We start from the raw sequence: 18,500 nt of genomic DNA, 5'->3' as shown, positions 1-18,500 counted from the left end.
TGCGGGGTCTTCGGGATGTTCGGCCACCCCGAAGCCGCCAGGCTTACGTATTACGGGCTGTACGCCCTGCAGCACCGCGGGCAGGAGAGCGCGGGCATCGTTGCCGGCGACGGCTGCTCGCTCCATCTCCACAAGGGTATGGGGCTGGTTTCGGGCGTCTTCAACGAGGGCGTGGTGGCGGAACTCCCTGGTGACAGGGCGATCGGCCACGTTCGCTACTCTACCACGGGCACGACGCTGCTCGCGAACGCTCAGCCGATACTCGTGCGTTGTAGGGGGTCGTCAGTGGCGCTTTGCCACAACGGCAACCTCGTCAACGCGTTCCAGTTGCGGCAATTGTTAGAGAGGGAAGGTTCCATATTCCAGACCACGCTGGACACCGAGGTGATCGCGCACCTCTACGCGAGGTCCACAGCGGACCGCGAGGAGGATGCGGTGAACGAAGCATTGAACCAGGTAACGGGGGGCTATGCCCTCCTGTTTTTGTTCAGGGATCGCCTTATCGGTGTCAGGGACCCCAACGGCATAAGACCGCTCTCGATCGGCAGGCTCAACGGGTGCTACGTGCTGGCGTCGGAGAGTTGCGCGTTCGACGCCGTCGGGGCGGAGATGGTGAGGGACGTCGAGCCGGGCGAGATGGTCGTAGTCGACGAAGGCGGTCTCAGGTCGTGCCAGGCGCTCCCGCAGGGGCGACCGGCGCTGTGCATATTCGAGTACATCTACTTCGCGAGGCCTGACTCAGACCTCGCGGGTCTCAACATCCACTCGGTGAGGAAGGATCTTGGCAGGATTCTGGCAAGGAACTACCCTGCTGATGCGGATCTCGTCACCGGCGTCCCCGACTCGAGCATATCGGCCGCAACGGGCTATGCCGAGGAGGCGGGGATCTCCTACGAGATGGGCCTGGTCAAGAACAGGTACATCGGGCGTACGTTCATCCAGCCCGCCCAGAAGACGAGAGACCTCGGCGTCAAGCTCAAACTCAACCCGCTCAAGAAAGTCGTCAGCGGAAAGCGGGTCGTGCTGGTCGACGACTCGATAGTCAGGGGCACGACCTCGGGCCGGATCGTCCGGTTGCTGAGGGATGCGGGGGCCAGGGAGGTCCACTTGAGGATAAGCTCGCCGCCATACAGGTTCCCGTGCTACTTCGGGATCGACACGTCGTCGAAATCCGAACTAGTGGCCGCCACGAAGTCGGTCAAGGAAATAGAGCGCATGGTTGGTGCGGACAGCCTGAGATACCTCACCCTGGAAGAGCTCCTCGAGGGCGTATGCGGCCGCGCGGTCCGGACGTCGCGCAGGGGTGCGACTTGCGATGACGCGGCCCCGCACTGCGCGGCGTGCTTCACAGGCAGGTACCCGGTCGACGTGGAATGCGCCTCAGGGAAGTTCGCGCTCGAGGAGCCCGTTCCGCGCGCTGTGGGCGGGGGTGGGGCGAGATGAGCGAGCGCCCGTACGGTTCGTGGGTCAAACCGGCCGGCGCCGGGCCCGGCGGCGGGGACTGCGGAAGAGGCCGGAGTCCCGGCGACAGCTACACGCGGGCGGGTGTGGACATCGAGGCCGGCAACGAGGCCGTGCGGAGGCTCACTCCACACGCCCGGAGGACGTACATACCCGGGGTGCTCGGGGACATAGGCGGGTTCGGAGGCCTGTTCGCACTCGAGCCGGGGAAGTACCGTGAACCTGTGCTCGTGGCCGGAGCCGACGGCGTCGGGACGAAGCTGAAGATAGCGTTCGCCACAGGGATCCACGATACCATCGGGATCGACTGCGTGGCGATGAACGTGGACGACGTCATCGTGCAAGGGGCGAGGCCGCTGTTCTTCCTGGATTACCTCGCGGTGGGCAAGCTCGAACCCGCGGTGATAGAAAGTATAGTCAAGGGCGTCGCCGACGGCTGCGTGATGGCCGGCTGCGCGCTACTCGGCGGCGAGACGGCGGAGATGCCGGGGTTCTACGCCGCGGGCGAGTACGACCTCGCGGGTTTCGCCGTCGGCGTGGTCGAGAAGGGCGGCATGATCGACGGCTCGCGGATAAGGCGCGGGGACGCGATCGTGGGACTGATGTCCTCGGGGCTCCACAGCAACGGCTACAGCCTGGCGCGGCGGGTGTTGCTGGACGAGGCGCGGCTGCGGCTCGACTCTCACGTCGATGAACTCGGTCGCACGCTGGGCGAAGAGATGCTCGAGCCCACTCGGATATACTCCCGCGTTCTCGCCGAGATGTTCGACGCGGGCGCGGTGGACGTGCTGGGCCTCGTACACGTCACAGGGGGCGGTTTCTTCGATAACATTCCGAGGATCCTGCCCGAGGGCTGCAGGGCCGCCATCAACCTGAACTCGTGGGAAGTCCCCCCCGTGTTCCGCCTCATCCAGAGGCTCGGCGGCATCGCCCGGGAAGAGATGTACCGGGTGTTCAACATGGGCATCGGAATGGTGGCGGTCGTCCGGCCCGACCAGGCGGGCCGTTGTGTGGAGTTCCTGTCGTCAAGAGGATTTCCCGCTGCGCTCATCGGCGAGGTGCGGGCGGGCGATCCCGGGGTCGACATCTAGGGGCCCCGAGGGGCGCCGGGAGCGGCTGCGGCCACTGGGGGTAGAGCGTTTGGAGAGAATGCTTCGTCTCGGAATCCTGGTTTCGGGCAGGGGCACCAACATGCAGGCTATAATCGACGGTTGCCGCGATGGAACGATCCCCGCGAGGGTCGCGGTGGTGATCAGCGACGTCGCGTCCGCGCCGGCGCTGGAGAAGGCGGGGCGGGCGGGAGTCGAGGGAGTGTTCATCGACCGGCGGGCGTTCGGGTCAAAGGGCGCGTTCGAGGGGGCGATAGCCGCGGAGCTCGAGCGCCGCTCAGTCGACCTGGTCTGCCTCGCGGGATACATGAGGGTGCTGGGTCCGGCCTTCATCGGGAGGTTCAAGGGGCGGATAATCAACATACACCCGTCCCTGTTACCTTCGTTCCCCGGGGTTGACGCGCAGGAGCAGGCGTGGAGGTACGGGGTGAAGGTCAGCGGGTGCACCGTGCATTTCGTCGACGAAGGCGTGGACTCGGGGCCGGTAATACTGCAGGCGGCGGTGCCGGTGCTCGACGACGACACAGCGGAGACGCTGGCCGCGAGGATCCTCAAAGAGGAACACCGGATATACGCCGAGGCGATCAGATTATACGCCGGAGGCAGGCTGATAGTGGAAGGCCGCCGTGTGAGGATACGGAGAGACGGAGGCGACGGGCGTTGGTGAAGCGCGCGCTTATCAGCGTTTACGACAAGACGGGGCTCATCGAGTTCGCGGGGGCGCTGAATGACCTCGGCATCGAGATACTCTCGACCGGCGGGACCGCCAGGGCGCTTGCCGCTGCGGGGATACCGGTCAGGCAGGTCTCGGACGAGACAGGGTTTCCGGAGATCCTCGACGGCAGGGTGAAGACACTCCACCCGCGCATACACGCGGCGCTCCTGGCGCGTCGCGATCTTTCCTCCCACATGGAGCAGATAGCCGAAAAGGGCATCAAAACCATCGACATAGTGGTCGTCAACCTGTATCCCTTCAGGGAGGTAGCCTCGCGCGAAGGGGTACCGCTCGAGGAAGTCATCGAGAACATCGACATCGGCGGGCCTTCGATGCTGCGCAGCGCCGCCAAGAACCATGAAGGCGTCGTCGTGGTATGCGACCCGCGCGACTACGAGGTTATCCTGAGGGAGATCCGCGGTTCCGGCGATGTCGCCAGGGAAACGCGGCTCAGGCTCGCCGTCAAGGCTTTCGCCCACACCGCCCACTACGACGCCCTGATCTCGTCCTACCTCGTGGCCATCGCGGGCGCCGGGACCGGTCCACTCGATCTCCCTGACGAACTCACCCTCGGTTTCGAGAAGGTCCAGGCCATGAGATACGGCGAGAACCCTCACCAGAAGGCCGCGTTCTACAGGGAACCGTTCGCCAGGGCCCCGAGTCTCGCGACGGCGCGGCAGCTTCACGGCAAGGAGCTGTCGTTCAACAACATCAACGACACCAATGCCGCACTCGAGCTCGTGATGGAATTCGATGGGCCGGCGGCGGTGGCGGTGAAGCACGCGAACCCCTGCGGCGTCGGGCTGGGCTCATCCCCTGCCGAGGCTTTCTCGCACGCCTACGATGCCGACCCCGTGTCCATATTCGGGGGGATAGTCGCGCTCAACAGGCCGGTCGACGCCGAGACCGCGAAGCTCCTCTCGCCGGTGTTCATCGAGGTGCTGCTTGCGCCGGAGTTCGATGGCGCGGCCACCGATATCCTCTTCAAGAAAAAGGACATCAGGGTGCTCGCCACAGGCCGGCTCCCCGCTCCCGGCGGGGTGGAGCGGCGCCCGTCATACGATTTGAAGAAGGTCAGCGGCGGCCTCCTGATCCAGGAATCCGATCAAACTGCGGACACCCCCGCCGCCTGGCGCTGCGTTACGACCCGGAGACCCACGCCGGAGGAGGCCGGGGACCTCGCGTTCTCCTGGAAGGTGTGCAAGTACGTCAAATCCAACGCCATCGTCCTGGCGAGGGGCGGGCAGACGGTCGGGATAGGAGCCGGCCAGATGTCCAGGATAGGCGCCGCCCGGATCGCAATCGAGGCTGCTGGCGATCGTGCGCGGGGATCAGTGATGGCGTCCGACGCGTTCTTCCCGTTCCCGGACGTGGTTGGGGCTGCTGCGACAGCGGGGGTTACGGCCATCGTGCAGCCCGGCGGCTCGGTCCGCGACACGGAGTCAATAGCCGCAGCCGACCACGCGGGAATCGCGATGGTCTTTACCGGAATACGCCACTTCAGGCATTGATTTGAACGGCCGGGCGGGGCGTACTGCGGTGCCCGCCGGAGCACAACGCGGGCGGAGGTGGACAGGCGTGGGACTCAAGGTGCTGGTGGTTGGCGGCGGTGGGCGTGAACACGTGCTTTGCTGGGCGCTGGCTGGAAGCCCCGAGGTCGGCCGCGTGTTCTGCGCGCCCGGCAACGCTGGTATAGCCCGCGAGTTCGAATGCGTCGACATAAGTGTGGGGGACGTCGACAGACTCGCGGCATGGGCTGTTCAACAGGGCGTCGACTTCACCGTTGTCGGACCGGAGGCGCCGCTCATGGCGGGGTTGGCCGACCGGTTCGCAGCCGCGGGGCTGAGGGTGTTCGGCCCAACCCGGGCCGCAGCCATGATCGAGGGTAGCAAGGCGTTCGCCAAAGACGTCATGTCGGCGAGCGGAGTGCCCACCGCGAAGTACGAGCTGTTCGACGACCCCGCGCGAGCCCGCGCGTACATATCCTCGAGGGGCGCTCCCATCGTCGTCAAGGCCGACGGTCTCGCAGCCGGCAAGGGAGTGTGCGTCTGTGTCACCGTGAGTGAGGCGATGACGGCTGTCGAGGATATTATGGAAAGGCGCGTGTTTGGGGACGCGGGCCTCCGCGTCGTCGTGGAGGACTATCTGGAGGGCCCGGAGGCGTCCGTGATGGCGATAGCAGACGGCGAGACGGCGATACTCATGCAGCCCGTCCAGGACCACAAGCGGGTGTTTGACGGGGATCAGGGGCCCAACACCGGCGGCATGGGGGCGTACAGCCCGGTACCCGTGGTGCCCGCGCCATTGCTCGACGAAATCGGGCGGACCGTCATCACGCCCGTCCTCAGGGAGCTCCTGAAGCGAGGCATAAGGTACACCGGGGTATTGTACGCCGGGATGATGCTGACCCCCCGCGGCCCCATGGTGCTGGAGTTCAACGCGCGGTTCGGTGACCCCGAAACCCAGGCTGCGCTGCCGAGAATGAAGACCAGCCTGGCGAGGGTATTGATGGGTGCCATCGAGGGAAGACTCTCGCGCGAACGGGTCGAATGGTCGAGTGACGCCGCTGTCTGCGTCGTGATGGCTTCGGGCGGATACCCCGGGAAATACGAAACGGGTAAGGTCATTCACGGTCTCGACAGGGCTACGGCGGCTGGCGCGCTGGTTTTCCACGCGGGCACTTCCTCCGGCCCCGGGGGCTCGATCGTCACCTCGGGCGGCCGCGTCCTCGGAGTCACGGCGGTGGGGAAAACACTGGCGGCCGCGCGCGGAGTCGCCTATAATGCTGTGAGGGAAATACGGTTTGACGGGGCCCAGTACCGCAGCGACATCGGACTGAGGGGGATAGGATGAAGCTGAGTCCCAGGCGACTTGTCCGGATTGCTCTGGTGGCGGCGGTTTACGCCGTCCTGACGTTAGCTCCGCCGTTCTCGTCACTGAGCTACGGGCCTGTACAGGTCCGCGTGTCCGAGGCGCTCACGGTCCTCCCATTCCTGACCCGCGACGCGATCCCGGGCCTGTGGGCCGGCTGCATTCTCGCCAACCTGGCGAGCCCGTTTCTTGTCTACGACCTCACGCTTGGCGCTGGGGCCACGCTCGCCGCAGCGTATCTCACCTCGAGGATGCCGCGGGATCTTGCGGCTCCACTGCCCCCGGTGATAATCAACAGCCTGGTGGTATCGGCCTATGTGAGCAAGCTGAGCGATATGCCGTACCTGCCGGTCGCCCTCAATATCGCAATCGGCGAAGCGATTGCGTGCTATGCGCTTGGCTACCCGCTCCTCCGGTTCCTCGGCAGGAACCCCGGCGCCAGGCGTTTTTTCGAGGGAGAATAGGGGCCCGGCGGCAAAGGGACACTTTAGCCGTAAGTCTAACGGGGAGGGCATCCAGCCTTGATTCACATAATGGTCGCGGGCATAGCCGGGGCATTTATGGCCCTTCAGGGCGTCCTGAATTCGGGGGTGGGTAAAGCAGTCGGGATGCTCAAGGCCACTTTCGCTGTACACCTCGCAGCAATAACCGCCATGGTCCCCCTGCTCCTCATCATCCGGGAAGCCTCCTCGGGCAAATTCACGAGCGTCAAATGGTTCTACTACCTTGGCGGGCCGCTGAACATCGCGATCGTCTATTTCGTTGCGTGGGCGGTCTCCAGGATAGGGGCGTGCCGGGCCACCACGGCCATCATCACGTGCCAGGTCCTGACGGCCGCCGCGCTCGACCACTTCGGCGTACTCGGCCTCGAACGCGCGCCGTTTCACCCGCTCAGGCTGGCCGGCGTAGGGATGCTTTCGATCGGAGCCTGGCTTCTCCTGAGGAAGTAGCCCGGCTGGCTTAGCCTGTTGACTGGCCCCCAGCACCAGTATATGATGATTCTAACTAACGCTACCTGGGTACGGTACAATTCGCGGCGCAGCGTGATTTGCAGATTACACAACCCGAAAGGTGGTTTGACTCCGGTGAGCTCGTATGAGGCCAATAAGGCGGACCTCCTACAACGCTTGAGGAAGATCGAGGGGCAGGTGCGCGGTGTCCAGCGGATGATCCTGGACGATCGTTACTGCATCGACGTGCTTACCCAGCTCGCAGCTATCAGCCAGGGAGTAAAGCGGGTTAGCATGATGATTTCGGAATCGCACGTGAAGGGCTGCGTCGCCGAGGCGCTCAAGAAGGACGACTCGCAGGACGTCATCGACGAGCTCGTCGACGTGCTGTTCAAGTTCTCCAGGTAGTCGCGCGGCGCTGACGCGCGAGGCGGACCGTCGTTGGAGGGAACCCAGTGCGGGAAAAGGGCATGGTCAGTCGGGTTGAAGATGGCTTTGCCGTCGTTCGTTTGACGCGTACCGACGCTTGTTCGAAGTGCGGGGCGTGCCAGCGGGTCGTTCCGGGATCCAACGAGTTGGAGATACAGGTGAGGAACAACGCGGGCGCGGTGCCGGGTGACGTCGTGGAACTCGAGCTCCAGCCGGGCGACGTGCTGTACGCGGCGCTTATTATATACGGCCTGCCACTCCTTGGCGGCCTCCTGGCGTTCATCCTGGGCTCGGTCGTGGCCGGCGGGGTGTACAAGGTCGCCTTCGCTCTTGCGGGGTTCGCCCTGTCGTTCCCCGTCATCTACGCGCTCGACAAGCGCGCCGCGGGGCAGTCGAGATTCCAGCCGGTGATAGTCGCCGTCGAGCGCCAGGCTACCTCCTGATACCCGGTTTAGGCATGTAACCCTCCGACTGCAGCGCTTCGACTGCTTCTCTGTAGTACTGCCGGTTAATGACGAGGTGCCTCGGTCCCACTTCACCGATTATATACTGCTGCATTCTCTTCGAGGCCTTGATCTCGCTGCAGAGTTCCTCGGTGTCACAGTGCAATATCAGCGCTTCCACGAATTCGACCCTGCCGTAACCCTTCGACCACTCCTCTATCGAATAGGCCACGTTCTGCGGTATCTCGTTCTTGCTGTGGCGTCTGAGGAACCCGAGTATGGCTGAGGCGTTCATCCCGCCGGAGAGCGCGCGGTATATCGACTCTCGGCTGATGCGGTATATGAGCATCTGGTCCGGTTTGACCAGGTCCGCTACGTGCTCCAGAGTCCACAGGATCGACGGGTCGACCGACGCCGGTACGAGGAGTTCGAAGGTGCCCTGCAGGAAGAACGAATTCTCCACCCGCCCGGCGATCAGGTCGTCCCCAACGGCCAGCGGCGCGCCGTCCGGGCTCAGCGGCAGCCTCGACGCGAGCAGCGCCCTGCCGAGGGCCGCGAGCCTGAGCACGTCTCCCGACGGCGTACTCGAACTCACGATCATCCCACCGTACGCCAGCATCCTGATCGCCTTGTCGAGCCTGGTCTCCAGGGCGTGCCAGGAGTGCTCGAGGCTGATGTGCTCCATCTCGGCCACGAGAGGCTCGAACCGCACCCACGCCTCGACCGGAACATGGCGCATGATCTCCAGCATCGTCTGGACGTCGGGGTCCGGCCTGACCCATTCATCGAGAAGGAAAGACAGGATGTCCCACGCCTTCGACGCGGTCGGCTTCGACACCCATTCCTCGACCTTCGGCGAGAACTCTATCTCCCTCTGTTCGTTCTCGGTGAGTAGACCCTGGCGCTTGCAGTAGTTCAGGATGAACGACAGGTGGAGTGGGTGCACGGCCTGGAACGACTCGGTCTCGTCCGGCAGTTCGTCCGGCAGGCCGAGCGAGGAGATGATATCACGCTGGGCGCGCCTGTACATGGCGCCGCCCTGCGCGACCTTGACCTGGTTCTTCTTGACGTACGATAGCAGGAGGTGGACGTGTCTCACCGGGGCCAGGGGCTCCGGATCGGCCGCAACCACCGGGGCCTCCGCCGCCAGCGCCCGCTGCAAGATGGGCGGCAGGAGCACACCAGCAACCCGCTCCCGCAGGTCGGCGGGTATGAAATATATCTGCCTGTAGTTCTCGCGCCCCGTGTATACGATACCGGCCTTTATGACAGCTTCTACGACCTTGGCGCCGTTCCGCCTCCACTTGCGGGTGAGCTCGTTCAGTTTCTGGTGGCACTTCTCGACGACTATGCCAGACCCGCCACCGCAGAACGCGACCATGCGCAGCGCGGTCAGCTCTTCATCGGAAAGCCCCGAAGTCACGCCGGCGAGATAACGCTCGTCTTTCAACCGTGCCGACACCGAATTCACAACGTCGGCTGTCACCTGCGGACTCTCGACACCCAACGACCTTGCCAGCCGGAGAACGTGGGGAGAGGGGGCCCGCACCAGGCACTCGGGGAGATTCACTCGATGCCTGCCCCCTTCAGTTCCTCGAGGAACGCTGCCTCATTCATGATTGTGTAGTTGTAGCCCTGTTCGGTCAGGAAAAGCTGCCGGTTCTGGGCGAATTCCTGGTCCTTCGTGTCCCGCGTGACGAGCGAGTACAGCCTCGCGGGAGCGCCGTTCTTCTTCGGGCGGAGGATGCGGCCGAGCCGTTGGGCCTCCTCTTGCCTGGAACCGAAAGTGCCGGATACCTGGATGGCCACGCTCGCATCGGGCAGGTCGATCGCGAAGTTAGCCACCTTTGACACTATGAGCAGGCGTAGTTCGCCCTTCTTGAACTGGTCGTATAGTCTTTGTCTCTGAGAGTTGGGGACCTGGCCCGTGATGAGCGGAGCCCCCGTGATCTCCGCGATCTTGTTGAGCTGGTCGAGGTACTGGCCGATGACGAGGACCTGGTCGGTCTCGTGCGACTTGAGCAGCGCCATGACGATGTCGGTCTTGCGCGGGTTCTCCGAGGCCACGCGATACTTGTTCTTTTCGTCGGCCACGGCGTACTCCAGCCTGTGCTCCTGGTCCATCTCGACGCGGATTTCGAAGCACGAAGCCGCCGCAATCCAGCCCTCTTTTTCGAGATCCTTCCACGGGACGTCGAACCGCTTGGGTCCGATCAGGCTGAACACCTCGTGTTCTCGCCCGTCCTCCCTGACCAGGGTGGCCGTGAGCCCCAGCCGGCGGCGCGCCTGCAGCTCCGCGGTGATGCGGAACACCGGCGCGGGGAGGAGGTGCACCTCGTCGTATACGATGAGACCCCAGTTGCGCTGCGAGAATATCGAGAAGTGCGGGTATTCGCCGCTCGCGCCCTTCCGGTGCGTGAGCACCTGGTAGGTGCTGACCGTGACCGGCCTGATCTCCTTCTTCTCTCCTGAATACTCTCCTATCTGGTCCTCGGTCAGGTCCGACTTGTCGAGGAGCTCGTCTATCCACTGCCGGACCGCGACTATATTCGTCGACAGGATCAGCGTCTGCTCTTGAAGCTCCGTCATGACGCCCATTCCGACGACCGTCTTGCCGGCGCCGCACGGCAGCACGATCACGCCGCTGCCGCCCGTCTCGGCGCCGTCGGCGTAGAACCTCTTCACCGCCGCTTCCTGGTAGGGTCTCAGAGCGAATGGCAGACCGGCCCGTGTGGTGGAGCGCAGCGATAGGTTCATCTGCTCGCCGTTCACGTAGCCGGCGAGGTCCTCCACGGGGTAGCCCAGCCTCGTGAGGGCTTGCTTGATCCTGCCGCGGCAGTCCGGCGCCACAAGCAGGGTGCGCGAATCCATCTGCCGCATGATGAACGGCTTCACCTGTGGGTGCCGTATCGCGTGCGCTATGGCGAAATCGTCCGTCGAGACGATCTCGAGTCCCCTCGGGGTGGAGTACATCTTGAGCCGGCCGTACCGGCCGACGTAGTCGCCGATTTCGTGGACGACGTTCTGCGGGACCGGGTACTTTGACAGGGACGCCAGCGTCTCGGTTATCTCAGCCGCGGTCATACCGCTCGCGGCGGCGTTCCACAGGGAGATCGGCGTGATCCTGTAGGTGTGGACGTGCTCTGGGCTTTTCTCGAGATCGGCGAACCGCAGAAGCAGGTCCCGCGCGCGCTCGTAGAAAGGGTTGGCCACTTCGACCAGGATGGTCATGTCGCTTTGCACGATTAAGGGCTGGTCCATAAGGTACATCCCTGGCTACTCCTTTCCGCTATGCGGAAGGTCCAAGGCAAAAGCCTCGATTTCGGTATTATTCTACAGGCTCCTTTCATTCCCTCCCCACAAGTTTAAGTTATCGTGAACAATTGGCCGGGCTTGCCGGGGGCGCCGCCCCCAGTCGGCTGGAATAAATCTAGGAGTGTCCCCATAATGATTCGACAGGATTCGACGATACAAGTACTTGTGGGGGGCTCTTTTTCTCCGAATTGCGGCTGCCCAAGGATGCCAATGAGGCTACGCAAGAGGACTCTCATCATTATTGGGATGACGACGGTGTTGTTGCTCGCGATTCTCCACATGTATACTCAGAGCACACTGCGGGCGAACATCAGCGCGCTGGAGACGCTTGAAACGCGGCGGAATGTGGACGTCGCCTTGAACGCCCTGCGCGAAAGTGTGGCTCACCTGGATACAACCTGCGCCGACTGGGCGATCTGGGACGACACATACTCGTTCGTCGAGGACTTGAATGACGACTATATCCAGTCTAACCTGACCAGATCCACCTTCACTAATCTCAAGATTAACCTGATGTTGTTTGTGAACCCGGCCGGTAAGGTGGTATTCGGCAAGAGCTTCGACCTGCGAACCGGAACGGAACTGCCCGTTCTGAGAATGGCAGAACACCTTTCCACGGAAGGACCCCTGCTGCGGCACCGCTCAACCGACAGCCGTCTCGGGGGATTCTTGCTTCTTCCCGAAGGTCCGATGGTTGTCGCTTCTCGCCCGATATTGAACAGCCAGTCCGAAGGGCCCATCCGCGGCGCACTAATCATGGGCTTTTTCCTGGACACGCCTGCGGTCGAACGGCTTGCGGGATCGGTCCGCCTGCCAGTCTCTATCTTGAGTCTGGATGACCCAGGCTTACCCGGCGATCTGCGCGCCGCCGGCGGCTCGACATCGGGTACGAAGGGGATCCACGTACAGTACGCGGGGACTGAAGACGCCAGGGGGTATGCAATTGTCGAGGATATATACGGGGCTCCTTGCTTCGTCGTACGCGTGGATCTTCCCAGGGCGATATACAACCAGGCGCGTGAGAACCTGTGGCGCCTGGAGGCATTCGCAATCCTGGTCAGTCTGTTTCTCGGGGCCCTGATCGTCCTGGCCATGGAGAAGATGGTACTGTCGCCTCTGGCCCGCCTCGTTTCGGGGGTCAACCGCGTTCGCACCACAGGTGATCTTTCAGCCCGGTTGGCTGTAAGAGGAGAGGACGATCTGTCGAACCTCGGCCGGGAGATCAACCGGATGCTCGAGGCCGTCGAGATCTCCCAGCGCGGGCTGAGAGAGAGTGAGGCCCGGCTCAGGCGCATCAACGACAATATGCTGGACCTCCTCTGTCAGGTAGACGAGAACGGCATCGTCCAGTACGCCAGCGCCTCGCACCTGACGGTTCTCGGCCATAGCCCGGAAGAAATCACCGGAACGGCCGTCTTGGATCTGGCTCATCCCGACGACAGGGGCTGCCTGTCGGCTGCAATGCAGGAAATCGCCGGAGCCGGCCTGCCGCAGCGGGTGGAGTTCCGGTGCAGGCATGCCGGGGGCCACTACGTGTGGCTTGAGTCGGTGAGCAGTCCGCTCCTAGACGATGGGGGCTTGAGCGGCACAATAATCGCCAGCAGGGATATTACCGAACGCAAACGCACCGAGAAGGAACTGAAACACCGGCTCGCCCTCGAAGAGGCTGTCGCGCAGGTAGCCGCCATACTGGTGTCGGCGGACACGGGGGACCTGAACGCTGTACTGGCTGTCCTGGGAAGAGTCGTCGACGCGGACAGGGCCTACGTTTTCCAGTTCAGGGAATCCAGGGAGAGGCTGGACAAGACGTTTGAATGGCTTGCGCCGGGGGTGGAACCACAGGTCGACAGCATCCAGTGGACAGAGTCCCCCCGTATTCCATGGTGGATAGGCAGGCTGCTGAATAACGAGACCATCATCGTATCCGACACAGCGAATCTGCCGGACGAGGCAGCCGGGCAACGGAAGGTACTGGAAGCGCAGGGCGTACGTTCGGTACTCGAGGTCCCCATCTTTTGCGCGGGGGAGCTGTTGGGGCTCCTCGGGTTCGACCATATGCGCGGGCCGAGGGAATGGTCTGATGAGGATGCCCAGCTCCTCAGGACGGTATCCGAAATACTCGCCGCGCACATCCAGCGAAAACACGGGGAGAACGCGCTCAGGGAGAGCGAAGAGAGGTACAGGATGCTGGTCGAGAACCAGGACGAAGGTATCGGCATTTTCGACCTGGAGGAGCGGTTTACCTTCGCGAACCCGGCCGCGCACGAGATTTTCGGCCTCGACCACGGCAGGCTGGTCGGGCGGAGCCTCAGGGAATTCATCGACAGCGAGAGCCTTCAGACACTCTTGAAGAACGTGGAGCTGCGACAGCTCGGGCTCAAGACCACATATGAAATCGAGATAACCCGTCCGGGTGGCGAGAAGAGAGTCCTGATCCTCACGGGCGCTCCCAGGTTCGACAGCCACAAGAAGCTGATCGGCACGTTCGGCATCTTCCGGGATATTACCGAGCGGAAACGGGCCGAGGAGCAGGTCAAGTACCTGAGCTATCACGATAGGCTCACGGGCCTTTACAACAGGGCGTATCTCGAGGATGAACTTGCGCGGCCCAGCCGGGAAAGGCGGTTACCCATCAGCATCATCATGGGTGACGTGAACGGTCTCAAGCTGATAAACGACGCGCTCGGCCACCATGAAGGCGACAGGTACCTGGTCGAGATGGCTCGGATACTCAGGAGTTCATGCCGGAAAGATGATGTCGTGGCACGGTGGGGCGGCGATGAATTCGTAATCGTCCTGCCCAAGACCACCCAGAAGGGCGCAATGGAGGTATGCGAACGTATCAGGCAGGCGTGCCTCGAATCCCACAGCGATCCGGTCCAGCTCAGCATAGCCTTGGGGGCGGTGACGAAGGAACAACCCGGCGACGATATCTGGAAGCTGTTTAAAGAAGCCGAAGACCGCATGTACCGGAACAAACTGCTGGAGAACAAGAGTACGCGCAGCTTCATAATCCTCTCCCTGCAAAAGACCCTGAGGGAAAAGAGTCACGAAACCGAGGAGCACGCCAAGCGCCTCCTGAAGACGGCCCTGGACATTGGTCGGGCCGTCGGTCTGTCAGACAGCAAACTGGACGAGCTGGCACTGCTGGCTGCCCTTCACGACATAGGTAAGATAGCGATACCTGATAACATCCTTCTCAAGCCTGCGACCCTGTCGAAGGAGGAATGGGAGATAGTGAAGAAGCATCCGGAGATCGGCTACCGTATCGCCACGTCCTCGCCGGAAATGGCCCCGATTGCCGAGGCAATCCTGAGCCACCATGAACGGTGGGATGGCACCGGCTACCCCCAGGGGTTCCGGGGGGAGGAGATTCCGCTAATATCCCGGATCATCGCTGTTGCCGACGCTTACGACACGATGACACACGGGAGAAGGTATAAGGAGCCGGTCAGCCACGAGGCGGCCCTCAAGGAGATCAGCGCGGGCGCGGGCTCCCAGTTCGACCCGGACGTGGTGCAGGCGTTCCTCAAGATCTTTTCCCAGAACGGGTAACTCTGACGGGGCTTGGGGGCTCCGGCCCACAATGACGCAGGCGGCTCCCTGGGTAGTCACGGGGAACTGTTATTCTCCGGCTACAAGCACCTGGATCCCCGACTCCTCGAACGCCCGCTTCTGTTCCGCTGCAATGCCGTCGTCCACAATCAGAATGTCCACTTCCGATATGTCTGCGACAGTGACCAGGGATGTGCTCCGCGGGGAAACCTGAATGGTGTGAAGGAACTCGAAGTCGTCAGGAACGTGGTGGGGGGATTCGTACCGTCACTCCGGCGAGGCCACCCTTCTTGCTCGCACGGTGTCTCTCAGCGCTTTCCACATACCGTCGGTGATCACACCCAGCCTCCACAAGGCGATGCCGCCGAGGCCGTAACGCTTGACAATGCCGACCTTGGCCGGTATGCTCTCAGCCGTCTCAGCGGGCGCGGAAATCCCCAGCACCAGCTTCTCTGGCGGGACGAGCGCCTTCGCCATTTCCATTGCCTGCGCGACGAGACTGACCGGTTCCGGCTTCGAGCCGTAGTCGTAGGCCATGACGACAATCCTGTCGGCGCGATCTCCCAACGCTTTGTAGTCATAGCCTTTATAGGCGCTGTTCGGAGCGTGCAGCGTGAGAGTAAGGCCAAGACCGGAGGCTCTTGCCTGCTCGGACAGGAGGCGAACGAAAGCCGTGAACTCGCGCTGCACCAGTCCCAGTGGTTCACCGGTGTCCTGATAACCCAGGCCCTCGAAATCAAGGTTGATCCCGTCGTATCTCTTCGCCTCTTGCGTTATGGCCCGGACCGCCCCGGTCATGGCGGCCTCGCTGGCAAGCAGGGAAGAAACGGTCCCGTCCCCGTCCGTGACGTGGACTACCATCTCCGTCTCCAGGTTGAACTTCCCGGCGGCCCGAAGCACGTCCTCCCACCCGTCCGGACGCTGCCAGCCGGTCCTGCTTCGCGTGAGGAGAACGCCGTCTTTATCGAGGCTATACCATCCCAACGCGATTTCGCTGATGACGTCAGTGTTTCCGGTGTCCGTCTCCGGGTATGGCCGGCCGAACAGGTTTGCCCAGCTGCTGGTGTCGCTGTCACCCAGGGCGTAGAAGCCCACCACCGTTATCTCTTTTGGGGGAGAGACGATCCTCACTACGCCGGCGGGAGCATCCCAATCCACGTTACAGGCGAACGCTTCGGCGAAGAACCGCACCGGGATCAGCATCCTTTCTCCGAGAATCACCGGTGGCACGTCCAGGGGAACGGGAGCGTCATTGCGGTAGGCAGTCTTATTGCCGATTTGGAGGCGGACAGCGGTTTTGCCGTCCGTCGCACTCACAATCCGAGTCTTGCCGTCCCAGGTGACTTTGACGTTCAACGCTTCCGCTATGGCGCGGAACGGCACCAGGGTGCGACCGTTCTGAATGAACGGCTGAACGTCGAATGTAACCGGCAACCCGTCAACCAGAACGGATATTGGCCTTTGTGGCTCCGCCAGAGCCAATGAAGTGAAGGTGCAGGCCAACATCAGGACCAGAACGAGCAACGACCATAAGCGTCTCATCCAGGCATCACGCAAGATTTGTATTACAGCCAAGATGCAAATTCCTGCAATTACTTCCGGTTGACAACGGATTTTCAAAGACTGCGGGTGCGGGCGGCCCCTGTGGTATAATCACCCTGTAGACCACGGCGAAAGGATGCCCGCATGATCCTCGATGGATTGAACCCTCAGCAGAAGGAGGCCGCCGCCTATCTCGGCGGCCCTGTGCTGGTACTCGCAGGCGCAGGCAGCGGAAAGACCCGGGTGCTCACACACCGCTTCGCGTATCTCGTCTCGAAGGGCGTGGACCCGGGCCGCATACTCGCCATTACCTTCACCAACAAGGCCGCCGGCGAAATGAAGGCGAGGGTAAGGGGCCTTCTCGGTGACCTGGGGCGCGACATCTGGGTCTCCACTTTCCACTCCGCGTGCGTGAGGATACTGCGGAGGGACTATGACAAGATAGGCGGGCAACGCAATTTCACCATACTGGACACCGACGACCAGCTGACCGCGGTCAAGGCGTGCCTCAAAGAACTGAACCTTAACGACAAGAAGTATTCGCCGACGGCGGTGCTCGCGACGATAAGCCGCGCCAAGAACAACGTGGAGGGCCCGCAGGCCATGGCCGCGGGTGCGCGCGGCTTCTTCGAGGAGCGGGTGGCCGAGGTATACCGCCGGTACCAGAAGAAGCTCCGCGACAACAACGCGCTGGATTTCGACGACCTGCTGCTGGAGACGCTCAGGCTGTTCCGCGAAAGGCCCGACGTGCTCGAGTTCTACAGGATCAAGTTCCAGCACATCCTCGTGGACGAGTACCAGGACACCAACAGAGCGCAGTACGAGCTCGTCAGGGTGCTCGCGGGAGACCAGCGGAACGTGTTCGTAGTCGGCGACGACGATCAGGGGATATACAAGTTCCGCGGCGCTGACATCCGCAACATCCTGGAGTTCGAGAGGGACTACCCCGACGCGAAGGTGGTCAAACTCGAGCAGAACTACCGCTCCACGCAGAACATATTGGACGCCGCCTGGAACATCATCCGCAACAACATGTCGCGCAAGGAAAAGCGGCTCTGGACGGAGAACGGGCAGGGCCAGCGGATGATCTACTACCGCGCCCCCGACCAGCACGGCGAGGCCACGTTCGTGACGGAGGAAATCGCCAGGTTGCGCAAGCTGTTTGGCCTGCCGTACTCCTCGTTCGCGGTGCTGTACCGCACGCACGCGCAATCGCGTGCGTTTGAAGAGGTATTCATGACTTCGAACGTTCCGTACAACCTGGTGGGCGGTCTCAGGTTCTACGAGCGCAGAGAGATAAAGGACGTAATGGCGTACCTGAAGCTGCTGCGCAACCCGCACGATTCCATCAGCCTGAGCCGCGCGGCCGGCGTGCCCAAGCGCGGATTGGGCGAGAGCACCATGGATAAGATCATGGCATACGCCAGGCGCGAGGGGATCTCGCCTCTCGATGCCATGGGCAGGGCGGACCAGATTGAGGGAGTTCGTGGGGCGGGCGCCAAAGCGGCGACCGGTTTCCACGCTCTCATGACGGCGTTTGCAGAACACACCGGGCTATTCCGGCTTGTCGAGGACGTGCTCGAGCGTACGGGATACCTCGCGGCTCTGGAAGTCGAGGGCACAATCGAGGCGATGACGAGGGTCGAGAACCTGAAGGAACTGCTCAACGTCGCGAGGGAATTCGAGATTGCCAACCCCGAGAACACGCTCGATCTGTTCCTTGAGTCGGTCTCGCTGATGAGTGACGTGGACACATACGAAGAGGGCAAGGACTCGGTGGCCCTGATGACCCTGCACACGGCGAAGGGGCTGGAGTTCCCCGTGGTGTTTCTGTCGGGGATGGAAGAGGGGCTATTCCCCCACTCGAGATCCATCGGCGACCAGGACGAACTCGAAGAAGAGAGGCGCCTTTGTTACGTCGGGATGACCAGGGCCAAGGAGCTCCTGTACCTGACGGGCGCGCGCGACAGGATGATGTACGGCGAATATATGCCGTCCATCGAGTCGAGGTTTCTGAAGGAGATACCCGCCGCGCTGTACGTGAGGGCCGGCGACTAAGCGGCTCGCCCGCAGCGGGCGCCCCCGGGGTGTCGCGCCACGGGGGCACCGC

General features: G+C 62.7%; 14 protein-coding genes. 11 read left to right on the top strand and 3 right to left on the bottom strand.

Annotated elements, in window-relative coordinates:
- Positions 1-15 precede the first annotated feature (15 nt).
- The 9 genes from HPY55_02235 to HPY55_02195 all read left to right on the top strand — a co-directional run bounded on the left by HPY55_02235 (position 16) and on the right by HPY55_02195 (position 7,978).
- The gene (locus HPY55_02235; GenBank protein NPV69450.1) at positions 16-1,443 is read left to right on the top strand and encodes an amidophosphoribosyltransferase; all 1,428 of its coding nucleotides are present in this window, start codon (positions 16-18) and stop codon (positions 1,441-1,443) included.
- Positions 1,440-2,552 (top strand): phosphoribosylformylglycinamidine cyclo-ligase, encoded by a 1,113-nt coding sequence (locus tag HPY55_02230; protein NPV69449.1) that lies wholly within the window; start codon positions 1,440-1,442, stop codon positions 2,550-2,552. Before HPY55_02235 ends, HPY55_02230 begins: the two co-directional genes overlap by 4 nt.
- Positions 2,553-2,601: 49 nt before the next feature.
- Entirely contained in the window at positions 2,602-3,237 is a 636-nt protein-coding gene (locus HPY55_02225; protein NPV69448.1) for a phosphoribosylglycinamide formyltransferase, read from the top strand.
- On the top strand, positions 3,231-4,796 hold the full coding sequence (purH, locus tag HPY55_02220) for a bifunctional phosphoribosylaminoimidazolecarboxamide formyltransferase/IMP cyclohydrolase (protein ID NPV69447.1): 1,566 nt from the start codon (positions 3,231-3,233) through the stop codon (positions 4,794-4,796). The genes HPY55_02225 and purH overlap by 7 nt, the downstream gene beginning before the upstream one ends.
- Before the next feature lie 67 nt (positions 4,797-4,863).
- A complete protein-coding gene (purD, locus tag HPY55_02215; GenBank protein ID NPV69446.1) occupies positions 4,864-6,138 on the top strand; it encodes a phosphoribosylamine--glycine ligase in 1,275 nt (424 codons plus the stop codon).
- On the top strand, positions 6,135-6,620 hold the full coding sequence (locus HPY55_02210) for a QueT transporter family protein (GenBank protein NPV69445.1): 486 nt from the start codon (positions 6,135-6,137) through the stop codon (positions 6,618-6,620). The genes purD and HPY55_02210 overlap by 4 nt, the downstream gene beginning before the upstream one ends.
- Positions 6,621-6,677: 57 nt before the next feature.
- Positions 6,678-7,106, top strand: a complete 429-nt coding sequence (locus HPY55_02205) for a DMT family transporter (GenBank protein NPV69444.1) — start codon at positions 6,678-6,680, stop codon at positions 7,104-7,106.
- Positions 7,107-7,151: 45 nt separating this feature from the next.
- Complete coding sequence (locus HPY55_02200; GenBank protein NPV69443.1) at positions 7,152-7,514, top strand: metal-sensitive transcriptional regulator; 363 nt, start codon at positions 7,152-7,154, stop codon at positions 7,512-7,514.
- 47 nt (positions 7,515-7,561) lie between these two features.
- Entirely contained in the window at positions 7,562-7,978 is a 417-nt protein-coding gene (locus tag HPY55_02195) for a SoxR reducing system RseC family protein (GenBank protein ID NPV69442.1), read from the top strand.
- Here the strand turns inward: HPY55_02195 and HPY55_02190 are convergent.
- Together HPY55_02190 and HPY55_02185 are read right to left on the bottom strand one after the other, a co-directional pair.
- The gene (locus HPY55_02190) at positions 7,968-9,548 is read right to left on the bottom strand and encodes a hypothetical protein (GenBank protein ID NPV69441.1); all 1,581 of its coding nucleotides are present in this window, start codon (positions 9,546-9,548) and stop codon (positions 7,968-7,970) included. The genes HPY55_02195 and HPY55_02190 overlap by 11 nt on opposite strands.
- Positions 9,545-11,239, bottom strand: a complete 1,695-nt coding sequence (locus HPY55_02185; protein NPV69440.1) for a DEAD/DEAH box helicase — start codon at positions 11,237-11,239, stop codon at positions 9,545-9,547. Before HPY55_02185 ends, HPY55_02190 begins: the two co-directional genes overlap by 4 nt.
- A gap of 264 nt (positions 11,240-11,503) precedes the next feature.
- Here HPY55_02185 and HPY55_02180 point away from each other — a divergent pair, with 264 nt between their 5' ends.
- Complete coding sequence (locus HPY55_02180; protein ID NPV69439.1) at positions 11,504-14,848, top strand: PAS domain S-box protein; 3,345 nt, start codon at positions 11,504-11,506, stop codon at positions 14,846-14,848.
- Between the two features lie 267 nt (positions 14,849-15,115).
- Here HPY55_02180 and HPY55_02175 read toward each other — a convergent pair whose 3' ends face one another.
- Positions 15,116-16,390 (bottom strand): copper amine oxidase, encoded by a 1,275-nt coding sequence (locus HPY55_02175; GenBank protein NPV69438.1) that lies wholly within the window; start codon positions 16,388-16,390, stop codon positions 15,116-15,118.
- A 144-nt stretch (positions 16,391-16,534) separates the two neighbouring features.
- Here HPY55_02175 and HPY55_02170 point away from each other — a divergent pair, with 144 nt between their 5' ends.
- Positions 16,535-18,448: a UvrD-helicase domain-containing protein gene (locus HPY55_02170; GenBank protein NPV69437.1), complete on the top strand. Its 1,914-nt coding sequence runs from the start codon at positions 16,535-16,537 to the stop codon at positions 18,446-18,448.
- Positions 18,449-18,500: the final 52 nt, after the last annotated feature.

Source organism: Bacillota bacterium (assembly GCA_013178305.1).
Taxonomy (GTDB): Bacteria; Bacillota; Sulfobacillia; order JABLXB01; family JABLXB01; genus JABLXB01.
Note: the sequence above shows the minus strand (reverse complement) of the source record. Positions and strands in the feature narration are given on the sequence as shown.